Consider the following 18,406-nt stretch of genomic DNA (forward strand, 5'->3'; position numbering starts at 1 on the left):
GCCGATAACCTTTAAGAGAACCCAAGCCCCCGCCGTCAACAGATTTTTTTTGCCGAGGGGCCGAGTCAAAACAATTGATTATCGAGGTTATCAATTAGAAAGCGAGGCGAAGCCAAAGGAGATCAAACCCCGACCTAGCCGGGCATTATGACTAGGCCTTGGAAAGGCTCTTTCCCGCTTTCTATTTGTAGTATATGACTTTAGTTATATTTTGTCAAGCGTTTTTATGACTAAAATTATAAAAAGTCATAAAAAAAGGTGTTTTTATGGGAAATTTGCAAGAAAAAGACAGATTAAAACAAATAAGAGAACAATTAGGGCTAAATCAGTCAGAAATGGCCAATAAATTTGGAAAAACTCAATCTCTATGGTCTTATTATGAGAAAGGGCTAAAGCCAATACAAGCCGATGTCTATTTAAAACTGGGGGACTTGGGATTTAATATAGAGTGGCTGAAAAGCGGTGTCGGAGAGATGTATACCGATAAAAAGGCGGGGCAATCGGATGAAAAAATAGCTATGGTACCTTTTATTCCTTCAGGTGCCAGTGCAGGTTACGGCCGTATATTTGAAGCTTACGATAACTTTGAACTTATCCCAGTATTAAGGACTCTTATATCCCCCTACAGGCCCGATCAGGTCTTCGCCATCGCTGCCGTAGGAGATAGTATGATAGGCTCTAAAATATTTGATGGTGATATTGTGTTTTTTTCGCCTGAAAGAAAAGAAGGCAACGGTATTTTTGTCATCACAGTAGATAATAAGGCCTTTGTTAAGCGGCTAGAGTTTGATCCGCTCGGAAAATGGGTAAAGCTTATAAGCGACAACCCCCTATATGAAATTCAAAAAATCGGCGAGGAATACTCGGCAAGCTTTAAAATAGAGGGCCGTGTAATTGCGTGGATGCATAGGAATAGAGAGTAAGAATGGCAATAGTAAACAGTGAGGGGATGTCAATTAGTTACGACAGCTCAAAACTTTTAAAAAAATTAAAAAAAATTGTAGCCGTTGAAGGGAAAGAATGCAGTGTCCTTGTTTCTCAAAAAGAAATGCAAGGCGTGAAAATTATAGACAAGATTTTTTCTTTAAAAGACATTGAGGCCGAAAACCCCGAACTTTATCACGTTAAAGCCCGGGAGTGTTACAGGCTTTTAAAAAAGCAACATTCTATTTTTTAACAGGCGGTCTCCCTGCCTTTTTATTCCTTTTTAAAAAAGCCTTTAAGTCTTTTTCAGTCCAAAGGTAAGTTTTCCGAAGGCCTTCGCCTATAAAACTTACCCCGTGCTCCATCGCCCATCGGCGAGTTATAGCCGGCTGGGTGCCGGCCCTTTCGGCAACTTCTTTTGTTGTATAATACTTCATTAGAAGGTCTCCAATTCTTTTTTTAAAATTTCAACTTCTTGTGTTGCATGATTTAGATTGCTTTCATAAGAAGCTTTAAGCTGTGCTTTTCTTTCTTTCGTAAGGTCTTTGGAGTCAAGGTCTCTTAATTTTTCGGAATTAGTTTTTATGTTTTTTTCTAAAACTTCTATTTTTTTCAAATAATCTTCTTTTCTTAAGTTATTAAGTTTTTCAAAATCAATTTTTCCTGCTTCACAAGCTCTTAAAAATCCGCCTTCTGTTTTTTGCGAAGCGTAAGGAAACAGCTTTAACCATTCGGCCTCTTTTTCTTCTTTTGCCTTTCTTTCATCTTTCTTAGCTTTTCTAAAAGCTGCTATCTCTTTTCTTTCGGTCTTTGAAGCTTCAAGATAAGCCTTTCTTGTTTCGATAAAGTCTTCAAGGATAGAGTTTGAAAGTTTTAAAACCTTTTCTTCATCAAAGGTATAAAAATATGTTACTTTATAAAAAGCTCCTGTATGATGCCAAGCGGTCTCTTTTAAACAAGCAGCCCTTAAGTCTTTTAAGGATACTTTTTTTAAAAAACTTTCACTTAATGATTCGTTAGTGTTTAATGCTAAATCAACCAAGACCGATTTAGACCACTTAGAGGCGGGCATTTCTTCATTAAGATAAGCTTCGTGAGCGTTAACGCTCATTGATTTTCTGATGTAACCTTTTCCATTTCCATAGAAACTCATTTTGTATCTCCTTAACCTTGATATATATATTATATCACAGCGATATAATTATGTCAAGTGTTTTTTCAAAAAAAGTTGATTTTTTTTAATAAAAAACCCCGAAAATTGCACTTTTTTGCAATCTCCGGGGCATTTTTTTAAGAAAATTTGATTTTTTCCTTTTCAATCGGGGGTGTGTAATTTATTAAACCTTTTAGGGCTTCCATTTTTTCGGCAAAATCCGTGTCGACTTCATGATCCGAGTATCCGTCAAAAGTCCTCTCATCCTTATGTCCTGTGATTCCCATTCCCGTGCGTTTCTTTGCATTGTTGGCGAGGTAAGTCGCTACATAGTGTCTCCAAGAATGAAATACGATGTTACGCTCTTTCCTCTCGGCCTCATCTATCCCTATCTGCTCTAAAGCTTCTTTAAAGGCATCGTTTAAAGTGTGCCGATGGATAGGCTTTTCGGGATGACAAGACCAAAAAATAAAAGGATTTTCCGAAAGCCGCCAAGGGTTAGCCTCACTTTCTACAAGGTCTAAAAGAGCTTTACGCATTTCGGGCATTAAAGGCACTATGCGGCTATCTCCCGTCTTTGTAGATTTTAAGCCCTCAATATCAGACCAAGAGTGCCGTATGAATAAGCGGTCCAGCCCTATATCTTCTTTTCGTAAGGCTTGAATTTCTCCGATTCTCGCCCCTGTCTGACTTGCCAAAAGAGAGGCGAGGTAAGATTTTTTATCGGGCCATTTTGCAGCAAAAAGCCTATAAGCTTCTTCTCTGGTTAATATCCCCCTTTCTTTGCCCGGGAGTGAAAATTTATAAAGGGCTATGTTGAAGTTTTCTTTTATGATTTTTTTCTCGTAAGCAAATTTTAAAGGCTTTACAACCGATACGGAGATGTTATTTACCGTCCTTGAAGCAAGGCCCTTATCCTGGCAGCTTAAAAGAAAGGCGTTTATTTTTTCTACATTTAACTCGGATAGGTGCTTATCGCCTAACACGGGGAAAGCGTGCTTCCTTGCCAGCTGGAGCATGTTTTTACAATGCGCATAGCCGATTTTTTCGCCCTGGAGTTTTTTTTCTTTTACATAAAGGCTTTTTTCAAAGTTCCAAAAATCGGAAATATAATCTTTTAATAATGGAGTGGATGCATTTTTTAATTGCACATCTTCGGATAAAAAGCCCCGGAGTTTTAAAAGCTTTATAACATCCTCCGCCTGAGTACAAGTAAAGGTGTCGCCTTTAATCAAATTAAAAACATAATCCCTAGCTTCCATATCTTGGATTTGCCCTTTATCGGGTATTCCGTTTTTTAGCCAGTCGATTACAATTTTTAAAGCTTCTTTTTTGTTTGAGGTACCGAGTGAAATAGCCGGCATATATTTACCGGTGGCCGAGTTTAAGAACCTTACAGCACAGTGCCGCCCATTCCTTGCGGATAGAATAAGGTAGTCCTTTTTTGACATGTCAATCTCCTTTTTAGCAACTAAAATTTTAGTCGACAGTTTGGTCGACAGTGCCTAAAAAGAAGGAATTAAAAGTGATAGATTGGCGGAGTTAAGATTTTGTAAGTCTATATTGTATATAGATTTACAAAAATCGGGCAAGGCGGATTTGAACCGCCGACCCCAAGTCCCCCAGACTTGTACGCTAACCAACTGCGCTATTGCCCGTAACGTTGGATATAATATAGTAAAATACAAAAAATGTCAATAGGTTTTGCTTATAAAAACAGAATGCCGAACAGGGCTCCGGCGGCAACCAAAACTATTGGATGAAGCTTTTTAAAGAAAATACTTACAAAAAATAGGAGCCCAAAAAAAGCAAATTGTTTTATATGCACAATGTCTGTTATTTTACCGCTTGCCCTAAAGACAGGTAAATTTAAAATCGAAATATTTATTACCTGGCAACAAGCGACAGCAATCATACCGACAGCTCCGGCCCTTAAGCCGTAAAAACTTTTTTTTACCAAAGATTTTTCTTGGAAGGCCGAGGCAAAGCGGGCTATCAAAATTATAACTATAAGTGAAGGAAGAACAATGCCTGTAGTTAAAACTAAACTTCCTAAAACACCGTAAAGCTCATAGCCGATATAGGTCGCCATATTAATTCCTATCGGGCCGGGAGTAGATTCTGAAATGGCAACCATTGCAAAAAAATCTTCTGAACTTATGAGCCCTCGGGGAATGAGTTCCTGCTGCATAAGGCTTATTGCCACAAGACCGCCTCCTATGGTGCAAAGCCCGATGTACATAAACAAAAAAAACAAACCAATCAAGCTCATCAGGATTCTTCTCCCCTATTCTCTTTTAAAAGCCGCCTTGATTTGAACGTTTGAAAAAGCCAGCCTGAAAGAGCCGAACCTATTACTATCCAGATGCCCTGCACCTTAAAAACAAACATAAACACAAACGAAAGAGCTGCAATTAAAAACGTGCATAAATCGAAAATCGTTTTTTTTCCAAAAGAAAAAACCGCCTTGACCAATAAAACTGCAACGGCAACATTTATTCCTCTTAAGGCTTTTTGAACCCAGACTAATTCGTTAAAATTTGACACAAAGGCAGCTATGAGCGTAATTATTATAAGGGAAGGAAAAACGACTCCGGATGTAGAAAAAACGGAACCTATCAGTCCTCCCCTTTTATATCCGACAAAGGTTGCAACATTTACTGCTATAATTCCCGGAGTACTCTGCCCTATTGCAAAATAATCCAAGATTTCAGCCTCGGTTACCCAGCCCTTGGAATCAACCAAGTCTCTTTTTAATATGGGAAGCATAGCAAGGCCGCCGCCGAAGGTTACAAGACCTATCTTAAAAAAACCGGCAAAAAGAGAAAGATAATTTTTAAAACGCTCCGATTTTTTCATTTTTAAATCTTCTTATCGGATTTAGTCCTCAAGAATATTTTTTGAATCGAACCAAATTTTTTCAAGGCTGTAAAAATTACGGGCCGTTTCGCTCATAAGGTGAACAACAATACCGCCCAAATCTATAAGTCTCCACTCATCGCCGTCGGGAGATTTACGCTTGGTGTGATATTCTTCCAAGTTGTGTTCAGGTAAGAATTCGTACACACGTTTTTCCAAGCCTCCCGAATGAGCGGCACTGGTTACGGTACAAATTACAAAAAAATCGGTCCAAATGTTTTTATCCCGTAAATCTAAGACAACAACATTTTCACCCTTAAAATCGCGCAATAATTTTCCAAGCTCCAAGGCAGGAGCATAAAAGTCAAAATTTTTTATCATCAGTTTTTATCCTTATCATTTTCATCATTATCTTTTTTGTCCTCTTTTTTCTCGACAACAAAAAAACCGTTAAAATCCGAACCCAAAATCAGGGTAAAGTCAACATTGGTTTCGCTTCCGTATTCGCCTTCGGCCGGAAGCTGTGTAGTTTGAATATTGTTACATCTTATAACCTTTGCAACAATTTTAGCGACTGAAGGGTTTCCGATTCTGTCTATCAAAACCGTTTCGGCTACAGGATTTTCTGAGTTTCCTATGCTGACAACGTCATAGGCAAAGCTTTGATAAAGCTCTGAGGTGCTCTTTGCAAGTCCTTGCACATTTGTTCCGTTTAAAATTTCCAAGGCATAAACACGCTCAAGGGCAGAAGAATCATCTGATGCCAATACGGCAATAGTTTGACGTATAATTTCTTTTATCTGCTGGCCTTCACGGAAAGGGGTCAAAAGACGTTTATCCTCGATAATCCGGACAGCCCCTGTAAGCCTTTGGGGCACTAAGCGCTCAGAGTCCATCTTTCCTATAGACTCAATTAAATTCTTTAAATCTGAGCCTGTAACATTCGATTTAAAGTTATTACTTAAAACCGAAAACCTCTCCTTAGAAAAAATCTCAGGCGAGTTATCGCTTATTGCTCTAAAAAGAGCAAGAACGGCTTTTTGTTTTCTTGCAGCGGCTTCTCCTTCTGCATCCAACTCATCCTCATAAACAAGAAAATCTCTTATTTTATCGCCATCTAGAGAAACCGAACCTGACGGCAAAAGAACTCTCTTATCATCAAGCTCTATATCCACAGGCGAAGGAATAAAAACGGAAAGCCCGCCAAGCATATCGGTCAGCATAGAAAAATTATCCAAGGTACATGTCAAATAAAAGGGCACGGAAATGCCTGCAAGTTTTTCTATTTCGGCTTTAAAACTCGATATACCTTTTTCGGTGTAGACGGCTCCGATAGCATCGGTGCGGTTTAAGGATTGAATAATCAAACCTATATTTGCAGGTACATCGAACATGGCCGCCCTCTTAGTTTCGGGATAATAGGCAAGTATACTTATAGAAATCGGAACGCCTTCGTCCTCAACCACCAAAAGAACTTTTAAAATTTTATCGGAAGAAAGATAATCTTGAACGGTATCTCTTTGCATTTTTAAAAGAACTAAAACAAAGGAGGTAATTAAAACTATAAGAATTACTAATAGAAAGATAATATTTTTACCCGTATCCATGAGTTTTATTTTCATTTTTTAAGCTCCTTTTGTATTTGCTCATACATTTTTATTGTTGCAGGATGAACTCTTGCGCTCTTTTTTTCGATAAAGCTGAGGTTCCAGTCCAAGACTGCAAGCATCAACTCATTAAGAGAAGAAGATTTTACCATCTCCCTAAAGTTTTCGGTATCGGGACGGCCCGGTTCTATCTTATCGGCTATATAAATAATTTTTCCTAAGGCATCGATATCTTCATACCCGAAGGTATGAAAGGCAACGGCTTTTAAGACAGACTTGTCATTGATGCCGAATTTTTTTTGCAAAACCACGGAAGCAGCCCTTCCGTGTAAAAGATTTAAGCGGGTCTTTTCAACCCCATCAATTCCGAGATTATCGGATTCTACAAGTTTTACAAGCTCTTCATCGGAACATTTTTTACAGATGTCGTGAGCAAGGCCGGTAAAATAAGCAAGAACAGGAGGAACGCCTTCGGTTTTATACTCTTCTGCAAGATGACGGGCATATTCTGCAACGCGCACCGAATGAGCATAGCGGGATTCATTTAAAACGCTTTTTGCAAAGCTGTCTATTTCCTGCGTTTTTAATTTTATATCGTCGGCATTGATTAATTGAGAAATACCGTCTTTCATATCCGAATCAGGTATTTTGTTTTTCTTGTAAAGACCGTGTCCTATAATATAATCGTAAACTGCTTTTGGAACAAGAGAAGAAAAATCTTCATTTTTTAAAACCGCATCCCTTATTTGGGTTGAAGAAATATTTAAAATTTCGTTATTTAATTCTTTGATAGAAGCCTTTTCAGGCTCGATATCCGAGAGATTAAAAGAACCGTTACCCCCTATTCTTTTACCGATAATTATGTCGGTTTTTTTTATAATTTCCTCCGCATCCTTCCAGCGGAAAAAATTTTCTTTTAAATCGTCCCCGATAATAAGACCTATTTTTCCTTCGATGTCGGGAAATTTTTGATAGAGATAGCCGATTGTATCTATTGTGTAAGAAACGCCCTTGCGTTCAATCTCATAAAGCTCGCAGTACATGTAGGGCTTATCTGCAATAGCAAGCTCAATCATCTTGAGCCTGTCTTCAACTTGCGTATCATTGCAAAAAATTTTAAAGGGAGAAATATAGGCCGGAACAATAGCAATCTTATCATAGGCTAATTCTTTATAAGAGTGAAAAGCTAAATTTAAGTGTCCAAGATGAATGGGATTAAAAGAACCGCCTAAGATTGCCAATCTCATTTTTTAGGTTTCCTTTTGCGGCTTAGGCTGACTGTTGCTCCGAAGTGTTCATCATCGCTTTGTTCTTCATAAGAAAGATCATCAAGTTCCGCCGTCATAAAATTCTGATTTTGTTCGTATGGGTCAAGGCTTTCTTTTTTGGGCTTTGATTTTTGCATTTCATCGGCCAATCGAATAAAGGCTTTTTTTACCTCAGCCAATCCCCATTCATTGTAAAGCGAGATACCCAAAATTTCCTGATCGGGGATTGCATTTTTAAGCTCCGCAAATCTTTCTTTTGTATCGGGTAAATCCAATTTTGTTGCAATTATTATTCTTTTCTTTTGGGCCAATTCTTTTGAATAGCTTTCCAATTCTTTACAAAGAATATCGTATGCCCTTAGATAGTTATCGTCTGAAAGGTCTATTAAAAAGGCGAGCCCCGCCGAGCGGGATATGTGTTTTAAAAATCTTATACCGAGCCCAATACCTTCAGAAGCACCTTCGAGGATTCCCGGTATATCTGCAATGATAACATCCCTTTCTTCATCCACACGCAAAACTCCGAGGTTCGGAATCTTAGTGGTAAAGGGATAGGGAGCGATTTTGGGCCTTGCATTTGTAAAATAATCGAGAAGAGATGATTTACCGGCATTAGGGAAGCCTACCAAGCCGATATCGGCTATTATGTTAAGCTCGACGATTATTTCCCGTGTCTCCCCTTCTTGTCCGGGAAGAGCCGTTTTAGGGGCCTGATTCGTGGAGGTCTTAAAATGACAGTTTCCCCAGCCTCCGTTTCCGCCCTTGAGAAAAACAAATCGGCCTTCTTCCGCATCTCCGAAGTCCAAGATAGTTTTTCCCGTCTCAGGGTCTTTTATAACGCAGCCAGGAGGAAGAGGAATTATGCAGTCATCGCCTTTTTTGCCGAAACGCTGAGAGCCTTCGCCGCCTCCGCCGTTTTTTGCCTTGTAGACCCTTTTATGCCTTAAATGAACCAAGGTTCGCATGTTACGGCGTATTTCAAAGATGAGGTCTCCGCCCCGTCCTCCGTCACCTCCTGACGGTCCTCCCATGGGAACATATTTTTCCCGTCGAAAGGCAATACAGCCGTTGCCGCCCTTTCCTGAGGAAACCCTTATCTTAGATTCATCTGCAAATTTTACCATAATTGATTCTTTTTTCCTACAAAAAAAGCCGGCAAAAACCGGCTTTCAAATTTATACATTTTAAGCTCGAAGAGCAAAATTATTTTGCTTCGATTGAGGCGAGTTTTCTACCCTTTCTTTCATGATAGGTAACTACACCGTCAGTTTTTGCAAATAATGTATAGTCTTTTCCGCAGCCTACATTGTTACCCGGATGGATTGAAGTACCTCTCTGGCGAACCAAAATTGAACCGGCCGATACTTCCTCTCCGCCGTAAACCTTAACACCCAAATATTTAGGATTGGAATCTCTTCCGTTTTTTGCACCGCTGCCGCCCTTTTTACGTGCCATAATAATCCTCCAAAAAAATTATCAAATCTTTAAGCTATCTGTAAATCCAAACAATCGGGATATTCTGCCTCAATGGCCATTAAACCTATTGTTAAAAATTTCAGTAAATACTGCAATTCGGGTCTATCGTCGTCCGAAAAAGCTGTTACTTTTGCCGAAAGATAGCCCGGATTGTCTGCCCTAATCTCGGCCTTTAAGCTTGAACGCTCTTTTTGCGCCGAGCTCAGACTTAAAACGGCCGTTTTAAGCAAAATAGTAACGGCGGCACAAACTATATTGCCGCCTTTTTCCGGCTTTTCTTCATCATCAGCACTTGCGTTGCCGCCAAGCGTCGCGTGATCACCACGCACAGCGTGGCCTGATGATTCAAAGGCCGAAAAACAGTTTTCAGCATTTGAAAGAAGCCGAATTTTTACCACTTTTCTTACCCGATAATATCGTCAACAGTAATGCAGGTATGAGCCTGTCTATGTCCTTGAGTTCTGTGGTAGTTTTTCTTAGCCTTGTGCTTGTAAACAATAATCTTTCTTTCTCGGAAAGAATCGCCTACTGTAGCAGAAACCTTAGCTCCGCTTACATAGGGAGTTCCTACAGTAACCTTATCGCCATCGCTGATCAAAAGAACGGTGTCGATGTCGATTTTGCTTCCGCTTTCTGCAGAAAGCTTATCAACAACGAGCTTTGCTCCCTTTTCAGCCTTATACTGTTTGCCTTTATACTCAATAAGTGCGTACATCTTTATACCTCATAAAATAAATCTTTTGCCGGCATATTAACGGGTTTATACCAAACAAATTTAAACACTAGGAGCGAAGTATAGCAAAAAACCGTATAAAATGTCAATAGGCTTGAGAAATAATTCATATTAAAGAATAATCATACATAACTTCGGACCGGTTATTCCTTATCAGCTTCTTTTCTAGAACTCGGCCGGTAGATTTTTCGCACGTAATCTTATAAATTTCCGACATGCAAAAATATTTATCGTTTTCGTTCACAAAACGGCGATTTTCCTCTAAAAGCCGATAGCTATAAGCAATATCCGTAACACTTCTTAACTCTGCAAAAAGATGCTCATTTTCGCACCAAGTCAGTAATTGAAAAGTTTGCTCCGTGTTATTTTTACATCTAAAATCAATGTAGTTATAATCTACGGAAGTTCCGGAGCTCAATATTTTATGCTCACCTTCCTCCGGTGCTAATGAATCGGAATGAAAATGAACTTCAATGACATCCAGCGGACTATGTAAAATCAGCTGATGAATTGTGTTCGCAAGATTGCAAAGCCCGCCCCCTACTCCGGCAATCAACTTATTGTTTACGATAATTCTTCCCTCTTTAAAACCGTTACGTTTGGAAGGTTTTCCCAGTATATTCCAAAAAGAAAAAACTTCACCGGGATTTATCAATAATCCGTTAATTTTCTTTGCCGAAATATCGATATTTAAGGCCTTATTTTGCTGTAAAACGGGATCAATGTCTTTTCCGCGTTTAATCAGGCTTGAACTATACCGGAATATCCTTACGGGAAGCCTATCAATAGACTTATCCTTCGCAAAGGATATTTTTGAAAGCGAATTCGTTAAATGCCGTTTGAGTCTTTCCTTTAGGACCGAAATTTTATAAAAAAACGGATTTATTTCGCAAAAAAGCCTTCGTTTTTTTGGCGTTTTGATCTCTATGTTCCCAATTCTATTATTATATTTTCCGGCAAATTTATATAAAAACAAAATAAGCTTTTCAACATATCGCGTAAATCCAATCCATTTTTCGGATTTTAGCCTTATAAACTGCACCAAAATACTCGGAATGTTACTTTTGTTTGCACCCAAGATATCCTTAAAAATCTGATCTCCGATAACTATCGTTTCGTTATTTTTTGTATCAAGTATCTGCAAAGCCTTATAAAAAGGAGAAGTATCGGGTTTAGAAGCTTCAAAAATATAAGGACAATCAATATCCCTCGCAAATTTTTCAACCCTTTCTTTAGAATTATCCGAAAGCAAAATTAGTTTAAAGCCTATTTTTTTTAAAGTAGAAAATAAGGTTTTAACTTCATTGGGCGCATCATCGCCGTGATGGACAAGGGTGTTATCAATATCGAATATAAAGGCTTTATAGCCCAACCGAAAAAGTTTTTCGTAATCTATACAAAAGACATTTTTTGTATATGCGTGAGGAAAAAAATTCTTTAACATTTTATTCTTCTTTACCAAGATAGGAACATACTCTTTCAATCTGTTGAGAAAAACCTGAACCGAATTTGTTCTCAAAAAAAGCATTACCTATCGTAAATCCCCAAGGAGAATATTTTATCACTTCATTAAGTTTCTGAAAGTCATCGATACTGCCTGCAACACAGATATTCGTTTTTACTTTTTGTAATACATTTTTGATAAGTTCATCGGAAGTATTTTTGTGCCGATATCCAAGAAAATTTACCCCATAAACACCACTGTCAATATATTTATTTGATTCTTCGATAATAGAATCGGAAGTTCCTTCCAAGATTGATGGACGATTATATACCCTTCCTATGTAAGGCATATATTTTATATTATTTTTTTTACAAATTTCATTTATGGAATCATAATATTTTGTTCCGATTAAAATATCGCACTCACAGGCTGCCGCTTTTTTTGCAGATTCCAAACCTTCCTCTTCAGAATAAGTAACCGATTCAAGAACAGCGGTTTTACCGTATTGATGAAAAAAGGAAAACAGGCGTTTTATCTCAGGAGCCGATAGAGGAGCTTCTTTTATTCCCCAATATTTAACTCCCAAATGCTTACACTCACTAAACAAGTCATAGGCATTATTGACTGTAAAGTCATTTCGTGTAAGCATTACTATCAGATTGGGAGCCGATTTTTTATTTTGCATCTTAGCCGATTGCTACACAAAGCCTTCAGGATGTTTCTTATACCAGGCCCAGCCGTCTTTGCACATTTCTTCAAGGTTGTATTTTGCCTTCCAGTTGAGCTCCTTGTTGGCCTTGTCGGGATTTGCACAAGAGCGCGGAACGTCTCCGGCACGGCGTGCAGCCGGTTTTACGGGAAGATCGATACCGGAAGCTTTTTTAAAGGCGTTCACTATATCCAAAACAGAATAGCCGATTCCTGTTCCAAGGTTATATACGTCAAAGCCCTTAAAGCCTGAATCTAATTTCTCTAGGGCTGCGGTATGTCCTGATGCAAGGTCCAAAATGTGGATGTAGTCACGGATACAGGTTCCGTCAGGGGTGTCATAATCGTTTCCGAAGACGTTTAGATGAGGCAGTTTTCCCAAGGCAACTTGAGCAATATAAGGAAAAAGGTTATTCGGAATACCTGAAGGAAGCTCCCCTATGTCGGCACTCTTATGGGCACCTATGGGATTAAAATAACGCAAGGCAATTATGCTTAAATCCTTATCGGAAAAGGCCGTATCCTGTAAAATTTCTTCCGAAATCAGTTTGGTTCTTCCATAAGGATTTGTTGCCGAAATGGGAGAATTTTCGGGGATCGGCACAACCTTTGCATCGCCGTAGACCGTGGCAGAAGAACTGAATATAAACTTCTTGACCTTGTGTTCCTGCATGGCGGATAAAAGATTGACGAGGCCTGAAATATTGTTCTCGTAGTATTTTAAGGGTTTTTCGACGGATTCTCCTACAGCCTTATAAGCGGCAAGATGAATTACCGCATCGACAGAGGTATCTTTAAAAAAATTAAAGAGTTTTTCCTTGTCCTTTATGTCAATTTGTACAAGCTCCAACTTTTTAGAGCATATTTTTTCCAATACGGGAATTATTTTGGGAGAAGAATTAGAAAAATTATCCAAAATAATAGGCTCATAGCCTTTTTCGCATAAATCTGCAACGATGTGGGAACCTATAAAACCGGCTCCTCCTGTAACTAATACTCTTTTAATCAAAATCAACCTCAAAAATTAAACTTACATACTCAAGCACAAAAAAAGCCTCTAAAACTTTCATTTTTAGAGGCTCATAAAAAATTAAACCTTATTTTCCTGACCAAACTCCGTGAAGATTACAGAATTCGTAAGCTTCAATAACTTTATCATCGGCTGTAAGGGCAAATTCAACTTCGGGAGCACCGGTAACAGGCAATTCCTTAAACTGAAGCCCTTTTTCAGTCTTGAGACATATCCAAGCAATATGGTGTTCTTCAGTCATAGGGTGTGCAACAGAGCCTACTTTAACTTTTACGGTGTTTCCGCTTACTTCGATTACAGGCACATGCTTTTCTTTTGCAGCATCAACACTTCCGATTTTTACTGCTGAAAGTTTTTCTCCACAGCATGAAACTTCAGCATCCGGGCAGCAATCAAGCCCTATAATGGTTCCCTTTTGCTCTTTACATAAAAAAAAGCTTATTTCTTTGTTCATTGTCATACTCCTAAAATTTATAAATTCACAGAATAAAATCTGCAACATATATAATATAACAAAAAAGGGGCTTGACGTAAAGTGAAAAATAATATATTATCTCACTATCTTAATGAATTTTAAGGGCAATTAGCTCAGTTGGTTAGAGTACAAGCATGACACGCTTGGGGTCACTGGTTCGATTCCGGTATTGCCCATTTTGTAAGTTTATACCCTGTATAGATTTACAGTTTTTCAAACCGTAAGAAAACTTCACTGCTTTTCCTCTTTTTGATGGACTGTCGCATAAAATGCTGTGCGAATTTATTGATAGTTATCAACTATTCCGTATCGTTAAACCGATCATTGACTGTTTAATCATCTGTAATTTCAATAATATCACAACCTCTCCATTGTCCAAAACAATTGAAAGCTTGCTCCTCTTGCATTATTTTGTCTGCATCTTTTAAAATAAACCTTACAATAATATATTTTTCTTTATAAATACATATATTCTCAATTGTAAATTGTTGATCTCCATAATATTTATTGTGTTTTTCAAAAGCTATATCTAAAATATTATTTATAAAATTATTTTCATATTTTTTACCCAAAAAAAACAAAGCAACACATAATAAAAAGACTATCAAAATCACGATTTCTTTTTTACAAAATGTTATTTTCATTTTAAAAATCTTCAACTCCTTTATTTTAATATATCTTATTTATAGATAAATGATATAGCCTATTGAAAAATATATACTTGCAAAATGATAAAAAGTTTATAAAAAGCCTTAAAAAACTTAACTCCGCATATTTAGACCGATTATTACCGGAACTATTTGCAAGGCAAAAGCTATAAATAATGCAATCCATATTTTTATTATAATTCGTGATTTTCGAATAGGTTTTTGGAATTTAATCAGATCTTCCGATTCTTCCGTTAAATCCAAATTAGAAAACTCCAGAAAAGCTTTTTGATATAAATATTCATCAGATCCATACCATCTAAACGACCCACGAGGAGGCATACCTGTACCAAATTTGATAAAGCCTTCCAGCAAAGCATCACAAACATCTTTGTGCTTGCCTGTCAAAGTAAGACGGCCAATAATTTCTTGTACATTCGAATAGGTTTTATATTCGCACACTACAAGATAAATCAAAAAAAACACACCGAAAAGCCAAATAATAATCGGTATAAAAACAAAATCCAAATAATAAGAATTTACAAGAGCCGCTATCTCAAAAAATATAACTGTTGTTATTAACCCAATATTTAAAAAGCAGGAATCAAGTGAAATAATATATTTTTTAATACCATTGATCATCAAAAATAGAGAAACACAAAAATCAACAATTAAAAAAATAATTAAAAATATCAATATGTTTGAACTCCTTTGTTGGAATATATTTTATTGGTATGTGAATAATATATATTATACCGTCTTATGTTTCCAATATCTCTTATTTAAAATTTTATCTATATCATCAGATATAATTTCAGTTTCTATACCGTTTTTATCTATCCAATAGGCATAAAGTCCTTTTCGGAATTCCGATGTGTTAATGCAACAAGAAAATTCTTTATTTATCTTTTCAAGTATTTTATTTATAAACTGAAAATTATCATAATACATTTTTAAAAACCAGCCGTCATCATGTGCAAAGGCTAAATATTCATTTAATAACTCATCAAAAAGGATTTTACCAAAGGGTTCTGTAATGTGGTTAAAATAAAGCAATTCCGCAATAGTTTCTTTTGACAGCATAGGAAAAACTTCTCCTGTATATGGAACCCAAGAAAAATTTCCAAAACTATATATATCTTCTTTTAATAGATTATCTATTTTATTAGACCTGATATAATCAAATCGGGTATTTAAATCATATTCTGCAGTTTCAGATTCATGGGATAATAAAAGATAATTTTTATTTTTATCTATGCTTACAATATCTTTAAATTCAATACCGGAAGCAATAATATAATTTTTATTTGGATTATTCCAAATATATACATAATTTCTCATTACAACCTCCGATTTACAACAAAGCTTTAAAAATTAAAGCTTCCATGAATAAATATTATTTTTTATAAACCTTAAAAGTTTTATACCTATATAAATTATCAAAACAAGTAATAATAGTATACTGCATATAAATACAAAAATATAAACAGGAAGCGTATGCAGTATTACCGAAAAAGTAACAACTATATTATTAAACATACCGTGTTTTTGCACTATACCTGAGGGCGTAATTTCTATAGGAAATTCAATGCTCCAACCCATAAATTCATAAAAAAACACTTCTATACTTTTATCCGAATCATAATTCCCGATATATATCACGGCATTGTCAGGATAATCATTTAATTTAAATTTATAAGCATTTTCACTATTTAAACAATTTTCAATGTCTTCGGCAGATAAACCTTTTTTATTTTTAAATTTATCTTTATGTACTATTCCTCCATAAAGATGACTTCCATTACCGGAAAAATTGACAAGGATATAATTGTCATTTACAAAATAACCATCAAAATTTTCTATCCTGCCAATAAAATAAGATTTAGTCTTGTTATTACTATTCAAATAAACACCGGTTAATAGGATAATTATTATTATGCCAATAGTCATTGCAAATAAAAGGAAATAAAGTTTTTTAAACCGTAATTGTAACATAACTAAACTTCCTCCCTAGTAACCCAATATTCTTTACAATCAGGAGTCCGTTCCAATAAGAATTTATCAAAAAGTTCACGCCTTAAAAGCGCATGATCATTGAAAGTATGCCAAGATTTTAAGAGCTCATTTACTTCAATTTCAGAGTATTTTTTATCGGGATCGAATTTTTCTTGCAAATATTTTAAGATATTTATTTTGTCATAAGTTTTTTTAGGCCATCCGGCAATACGGCCGTTTTTATCAAGAAATTGTAAAATTTCTTCTTTTAAAATCGGTGAATCCATAAAACTATTTAGTCCTTACACTATTAACAACCTTAAAGCTTTTTCTTTCCCAAACCACCCTTCTCCATCTCGTATATTGGGATATAATCTTAATAACATATTTTTATCTTTTTCTTTTAATTCAGAAAAATCATTTTCATCTCTTTCTTTTTCCAATGCAATAAATTTATTATCATGATCATTTCGTAAAAATACCCCGATAATTTTTATTTCTATAATATCGCCCAGACTGTATTCTTTATTGGTCAGCAATAATACATCCAGGTGTTTTTTAGGAGGTTCGCCGTATCCAACTATCCAACCATATACCCCGTTATATTTTCTTTCATACAATAAGCTCTTATACTTTGTTTTAATAAAAGACTTAAGTTTATCATCATATTTATTTCTAAATTCATCATTTTTTCTTTGTTCGACAACCATTTGAAAAAACATAGTACTATCCATAAATATTTTTATCCGATTTTCCATTTTGTTGAATACCCATAAATCTTTTTCAATATAATAATCCATTTCAATATATCCGGTATCTTTTAATCTAAAAATAGCAGAGTTATTAAGATTTCCTATGGGTATTTTTAATATTTGTTTGATTATCGCATTGAGGATTTTCCCATGAGCAACAATTAAATATTTTCCGGGTTTTTTCTTTAATATAGCATTTATACATAATAAGGCTCTGGAATTAAGCTGAATTTCATTTTCACCGCTTTCGCAAGGAAAGTTTCTATAAATACTTTGATTTTTAGGTTCAGGATATTTTATTTCGGCTTCTTCAAATGTTAAGCCTGCAAGAATACCATTATCACGCTCTTTGAATAAGTCATTTACTTCAATTTTGATATTCAATGTTTTTGAAATAACTTCGGCAGTTTGCAAGGCTCGTTTTAATGGAGAAGATATAATCAAATCAAAATCATAACTTTTCAATATTTCGGCGATGTTCTTAGCCTGCCTTATTCCTATTTCAGTTAAAGGAGAATCATATTGCCCTTCATGTTTACCCTCATCATCGGCCAATGATCTGCCGTGCCGTAAAAATATAAATTTATAATTCATAGCGTACCTTAAAATCAATAAGCTCCATAAAATTATTAATATAAAAGTCGGCTTGGTGCTGTTTATATTTTTTATCTTTGTCATATAAACAGGTTTTTAATCCTACAGCTTTTGCTCCTATAATATCGACTTTTTCATTATCTCCCACCATAAGCGTTTCAGAAATTTTCGCATTTAGCTGCATAAGCGCTCGTAAAAAAATAGAAGGATTAGGTTTCATATATGTATTTTCATAGCTAAAAGTATAATTATCAATAAATGTGTCAAGCCCTACCCTCTTAAAAATTTCAATATATATTTCTTGAGGATACATGATATTTGAAACAACACCAATTTTACACTCCTTAGCCTTTAATAGTTTAAGGCAATCAATTACTCCTTCATTCGGATGGGCATAATTATAAAAATCAAGATAATCTTTTTTTAATATTTCGATAATTTCTTTATAAGAAATATGAATTCCCAATTCGTAAAATTTTAAAAACAAGGCTTCACAGATACGGTATTCAATTCTCTTAATTTTACGTTCATTTTCAACATAAGCATACCATGGTAAAATAACTTCCTTGTCTATTTTATCGGCAATAGCCTGCCCATAGATATCAGAAATATGGTTTATCATGCGCTTGTGACCGGTTTTAACTATCTCATCTTCATTCCATTTTGGATTATGGAATTCCAATAAGGTAGATCCCATGTCAAAAAGGTAAAATATATATTGCTTCATATTCTTTGTATATA

General features: G+C 35.9%; 25 protein-coding genes and 2 tRNA genes. 3 read left to right on the forward strand and 24 right to left on the reverse strand.

From position 1 onward, the window contains the following. Positions 1-266 precede the first annotated feature (266 nt). Together E4O04_RS09065 and E4O04_RS09070 are read left to right on the forward strand one after the other, a co-directional pair. Positions 267-923: an XRE family transcriptional regulator gene (locus E4O04_RS09065; protein ID WP_253707478.1), complete on the forward strand. Its 657-nt coding sequence runs from the start codon at positions 267-269 to the stop codon at positions 921-923. Positions 924-925: 2 nt separating this feature from the next. Then, a complete protein-coding gene (locus tag E4O04_RS09070) occupies positions 926-1,177 on the forward strand; it encodes a hypothetical protein (RefSeq protein WP_253707480.1) in 252 nt (83 codons plus the stop codon). Here E4O04_RS09070 and E4O04_RS09075 read toward each other — a convergent pair. The 17 genes from E4O04_RS09075 to E4O04_RS09155 form a co-directional block, all read right to left on the reverse strand. Continuing rightward, a complete protein-coding gene (locus tag E4O04_RS09075) occupies positions 1,167-1,361 on the reverse strand; it encodes a DNA-binding protein (RefSeq protein WP_253707482.1) in 195 nt (64 codons plus the stop codon). The genes E4O04_RS09070 and E4O04_RS09075 overlap by 11 nt on opposite strands. Beyond that, positions 1,361-2,077 carry a hypothetical protein gene (locus E4O04_RS09080; RefSeq protein WP_253707484.1) on the reverse strand — a complete coding sequence of 239 codons (717 nt, stop codon included), beginning with the start codon at positions 2,075-2,077 and terminating at the stop codon, positions 1,361-1,363. The genes E4O04_RS09075 and E4O04_RS09080 overlap by 1 nt, the downstream gene beginning before the upstream one ends. A gap of 137 nt (positions 2,078-2,214) precedes the next feature. After that, positions 2,215-3,528 carry a tyrosine-type recombinase/integrase gene (locus E4O04_RS09085; RefSeq protein ID WP_253707485.1) on the reverse strand — a complete coding sequence of 438 codons (1,314 nt, stop codon included), beginning with the start codon at positions 3,526-3,528 and terminating at the stop codon, positions 2,215-2,217. A gap of 133 nt (positions 3,529-3,661) precedes the next feature. Continuing rightward, positions 3,662-3,735: transfer RNA gene (locus tag E4O04_RS09090), tRNA-Pro, on the reverse strand. A 50-nt stretch (positions 3,736-3,785) separates the two neighbouring features. Next, positions 3,786-4,349 carry a chromate transporter gene (locus tag E4O04_RS09095; RefSeq protein ID WP_253707487.1) on the reverse strand — a complete coding sequence of 188 codons (564 nt, stop codon included), beginning with the start codon at positions 4,347-4,349 and terminating at the stop codon, positions 3,786-3,788. Next, on the reverse strand, positions 4,349-4,936 hold the full coding sequence (locus E4O04_RS09100) for a chromate transporter (RefSeq protein WP_253707488.1): 588 nt from the start codon (positions 4,934-4,936) through the stop codon (positions 4,349-4,351). Before E4O04_RS09100 ends, E4O04_RS09095 begins: the two co-directional genes overlap by 1 nt. Before the next feature lie 21 nt (positions 4,937-4,957). Then, entirely contained in the window at positions 4,958-5,317 is a 360-nt protein-coding gene (rsfS, locus tag E4O04_RS09105) for a ribosome silencing factor (RefSeq protein WP_253707490.1), read from the reverse strand. Then, a complete protein-coding gene (locus E4O04_RS09110) occupies positions 5,317-6,558 on the reverse strand; it encodes an LCP family protein (RefSeq protein WP_253707492.1) in 1,242 nt (413 codons plus the stop codon). Before E4O04_RS09110 ends, rsfS begins: the two co-directional genes overlap by 1 nt. Then, positions 6,555-7,790, reverse strand: a complete 1,236-nt coding sequence (locus tag E4O04_RS09115; RefSeq protein ID WP_253707494.1) for a nicotinate-nucleotide adenylyltransferase — start codon at positions 7,788-7,790, stop codon at positions 6,555-6,557. The genes E4O04_RS09110 and E4O04_RS09115 overlap by 4 nt, the downstream gene beginning before the upstream one ends. Then, entirely contained in the window at positions 7,787-8,935 is a 1,149-nt protein-coding gene (obgE, locus tag E4O04_RS09120) for a GTPase ObgE (RefSeq protein ID WP_253687667.1), read from the reverse strand. The genes E4O04_RS09115 and obgE overlap by 4 nt, the downstream gene beginning before the upstream one ends. Before the next feature lie 79 nt (positions 8,936-9,014). Beyond that, positions 9,015-9,266 carry a 50S ribosomal protein L27 gene (rpmA, locus tag E4O04_RS09125; RefSeq protein ID WP_253687666.1) on the reverse strand — a complete coding sequence of 84 codons (252 nt, stop codon included), beginning with the start codon at positions 9,264-9,266 and terminating at the stop codon, positions 9,015-9,017. A 29-nt stretch (positions 9,267-9,295) separates the two neighbouring features. Next, positions 9,296-9,685: a ribosomal-processing cysteine protease Prp gene (locus E4O04_RS09130; protein WP_253707496.1), complete on the reverse strand. Its 390-nt coding sequence runs from the start codon at positions 9,683-9,685 to the stop codon at positions 9,296-9,298. Positions 9,686-9,690: 5 nt separating this feature from the next. Next, positions 9,691-10,002 (reverse strand): 50S ribosomal protein L21, encoded by a 312-nt coding sequence (gene rplU / locus E4O04_RS09135; protein WP_253679404.1) that lies wholly within the window; start codon positions 10,000-10,002, stop codon positions 9,691-9,693. Positions 10,003-10,126: 124 nt separating this feature from the next. Beyond that, positions 10,127-11,464, reverse strand: coding sequence for a VanW family protein (locus tag E4O04_RS09140; RefSeq protein ID WP_253707498.1), 1,338 nt, complete (start codon positions 11,462-11,464; stop codon positions 10,127-10,129). A gap of 1 nt (position 11,465) precedes the next feature. After that, positions 11,466-12,149, reverse strand: coding sequence for a hypothetical protein (locus E4O04_RS09145; protein WP_253707500.1), 684 nt, complete (start codon positions 12,147-12,149; stop codon positions 11,466-11,468). Positions 12,150-12,161: 12 nt separating this feature from the next. Then, positions 12,162-13,181, reverse strand: a complete 1,020-nt coding sequence (galE, locus tag E4O04_RS09150) for a UDP-glucose 4-epimerase GalE (protein ID WP_253707502.1) — start codon at positions 13,179-13,181, stop codon at positions 12,162-12,164. A gap of 88 nt (positions 13,182-13,269) precedes the next feature. After that, complete coding sequence (locus E4O04_RS09155) at positions 13,270-13,656, reverse strand: desulfoferrodoxin family protein (protein ID WP_253707503.1); 387 nt, start codon at positions 13,654-13,656, stop codon at positions 13,270-13,272. Positions 13,657-13,779: 123 nt separating this feature from the next. On the opposite strand from E4O04_RS09155, the gene E4O04_RS09160 reads away from it, so the two are divergent. Further along, a tRNA-Val gene (locus tag E4O04_RS09160) sits at positions 13,780-13,853 on the forward strand. Between the two features lie 156 nt (positions 13,854-14,009). Here the strand turns inward: E4O04_RS09160 and E4O04_RS09165 are convergent. The 7 genes from E4O04_RS09165 to E4O04_RS09195 all read right to left on the reverse strand — a co-directional run bounded on the left by E4O04_RS09165 (position 14,010) and on the right by E4O04_RS09195 (position 18,392). Further along, on the reverse strand, positions 14,010-14,321 hold the full coding sequence (locus tag E4O04_RS09165) for a hypothetical protein (RefSeq protein ID WP_253707505.1): 312 nt from the start codon (positions 14,319-14,321) through the stop codon (positions 14,010-14,012). Between the two features lie 117 nt (positions 14,322-14,438). Further along, a complete protein-coding gene (locus E4O04_RS09170; protein WP_371922291.1) occupies positions 14,439-14,966 on the reverse strand; it encodes a hypothetical protein in 528 nt (175 codons plus the stop codon). Between the two features lie 108 nt (positions 14,967-15,074). Beyond that, on the reverse strand, positions 15,075-15,665 hold the full coding sequence (locus E4O04_RS09175) for a hypothetical protein (protein WP_253707509.1): 591 nt from the start codon (positions 15,663-15,665) through the stop codon (positions 15,075-15,077). A gap of 33 nt (positions 15,666-15,698) precedes the next feature. Beyond that, on the reverse strand, positions 15,699-16,319 hold the full coding sequence (locus E4O04_RS09180; RefSeq protein ID WP_253707511.1) for a hypothetical protein: 621 nt from the start codon (positions 16,317-16,319) through the stop codon (positions 15,699-15,701). Between the two features lie 2 nt (positions 16,320-16,321). Beyond that, the gene (locus E4O04_RS09185; RefSeq protein WP_253707512.1) at positions 16,322-16,606 is read right to left on the reverse strand and encodes a DUF2087 domain-containing protein; all 285 of its coding nucleotides are present in this window, start codon (positions 16,604-16,606) and stop codon (positions 16,322-16,324) included. A 15-nt stretch (positions 16,607-16,621) separates the two neighbouring features. Next, on the reverse strand, positions 16,622-17,665 hold the full coding sequence (locus E4O04_RS09190) for a histidine phosphatase family protein (RefSeq protein ID WP_253707514.1): 1,044 nt from the start codon (positions 17,663-17,665) through the stop codon (positions 16,622-16,624). Next, on the reverse strand, positions 17,655-18,392 hold the full coding sequence (locus tag E4O04_RS09195; RefSeq protein WP_253707516.1) for an HAD family hydrolase: 738 nt from the start codon (positions 18,390-18,392) through the stop codon (positions 17,655-17,657). Before E4O04_RS09195 ends, E4O04_RS09190 begins: the two co-directional genes overlap by 11 nt. Positions 18,393-18,406: the final 14 nt, after the last annotated feature.

Source organism: Treponema sp. OMZ 799, assembly GCF_024181365.1.
Lineage (GTDB): Bacteria > Spirochaetota > Spirochaetia > Treponematales > Treponemataceae > Treponema_B.

Bases quoted from the DNA above. Each gene is read 5' to 3' on its own strand.
- E4O04_RS09065 (WP_253707478.1), top strand. From the start codon at position 267: ATGGGAAATTTGCAAGAAAAAGACAGATTAAAACAAATAAGAGAACAA.
- E4O04_RS09115 (WP_253707494.1), bottom strand. From the start codon at position 7,790: ATGAGATTGGCAATCTTAGGCGGTTCTTTTAATCCCATTCATCTTGGA.
- E4O04_RS09085 (WP_253707485.1), bottom strand. From the start codon at position 3,528: ATGTCAAAAAAGGACTACCTTATTCTATCCGCAAGGAATGGGCGGCAC.
- E4O04_RS09175 (WP_253707509.1), bottom strand. From the start codon at position 15,665: ATGAGAAATTATGTATATATTTGGAATAATCCAAATAAAAATTATATT.
- E4O04_RS09195 (WP_253707516.1), bottom strand. From the start codon at position 18,392: ATGAAGCAATATATATTTTACCTTTTTGACATGGGATCTACCTTATTG.
- obgE (WP_253687667.1), bottom strand. From the start codon at position 8,935: ATGGTAAAATTTGCAGATGAATCTAAGATAAGGGTTTCCTCAGGAAAG.
- E4O04_RS09110 (WP_253707492.1), bottom strand. From the start codon at position 6,558: ATGAAAATAAAACTCATGGATACGGGTAAAAATATTATCTTTCTATTA.
- E4O04_RS09100 (WP_253707488.1), bottom strand. From the start codon at position 4,936: ATGAAAAAATCGGAGCGTTTTAAAAATTATCTTTCTCTTTTTGCCGGT.
- E4O04_RS09185 (WP_253707512.1), bottom strand. From the start codon at position 16,606: ATGGATTCACCGATTTTAAAAGAAGAAATTTTACAATTTCTTGATAAA.
- E4O04_RS09070 (WP_253707480.1), top strand. From the start codon at position 926: ATGGCAATAGTAAACAGTGAGGGGATGTCAATTAGTTACGACAGCTCA.
- E4O04_RS09080 (WP_253707484.1), bottom strand. From the start codon at position 2,077: ATGAGTTTCTATGGAAATGGAAAAGGTTACATCAGAAAATCAATGAGC.
- rpmA (WP_253687666.1), bottom strand. From the start codon at position 9,266: ATGGCACGTAAAAAGGGCGGCAGCGGTGCAAAAAACGGAAGAGATTCC.
- rsfS (WP_253707490.1), bottom strand. From the start codon at position 5,317: ATGATAAAAAATTTTGACTTTTATGCTCCTGCCTTGGAGCTTGGAAAA.
- E4O04_RS09075 (WP_253707482.1), bottom strand. From the start codon at position 1,361: ATGAAGTATTATACAACAAAAGAAGTTGCCGAAAGGGCCGGCACCCAG.
- E4O04_RS09140 (WP_253707498.1), bottom strand. From the start codon at position 11,464: ATGTTAAAGAATTTTTTTCCTCACGCATATACAAAAAATGTCTTTTGT.
- E4O04_RS09180 (WP_253707511.1), bottom strand. From the start codon at position 16,319: ATGTTACAATTACGGTTTAAAAAACTTTATTTCCTTTTATTTGCAATG.
- E4O04_RS09095 (WP_253707487.1), bottom strand. From the start codon at position 4,349: ATGAGCTTGATTGGTTTGTTTTTTTTGTTTATGTACATCGGGCTTTGC.
- E4O04_RS09145 (WP_253707500.1), bottom strand. From the start codon at position 12,149: ATGCAAAATAAAAAATCGGCTCCCAATCTGATAGTAATGCTTACACGA.
- rplU (WP_253679404.1), bottom strand. From the start codon at position 10,002: ATGTACGCACTTATTGAGTATAAAGGCAAACAGTATAAGGCTGAAAAG.
- E4O04_RS09155 (WP_253707503.1), bottom strand. From the start codon at position 13,656: ATGAACAAAGAAATAAGCTTTTTTTTATGTAAAGAGCAAAAGGGAACC.
- E4O04_RS09190 (WP_253707514.1), bottom strand. From the start codon at position 17,665: ATGAATTATAAATTTATATTTTTACGGCACGGCAGATCATTGGCCGAT.
- E4O04_RS09170 (WP_371922291.1), bottom strand. From the start codon at position 14,966: ATGATCAATGGTATTAAAAAATATATTATTTCACTTGATTCCTGCTTT.
- E4O04_RS09165 (WP_253707505.1), bottom strand. From the start codon at position 14,321: ATGAAAATAACATTTTGTAAAAAAGAAATCGTGATTTTGATAGTCTTT.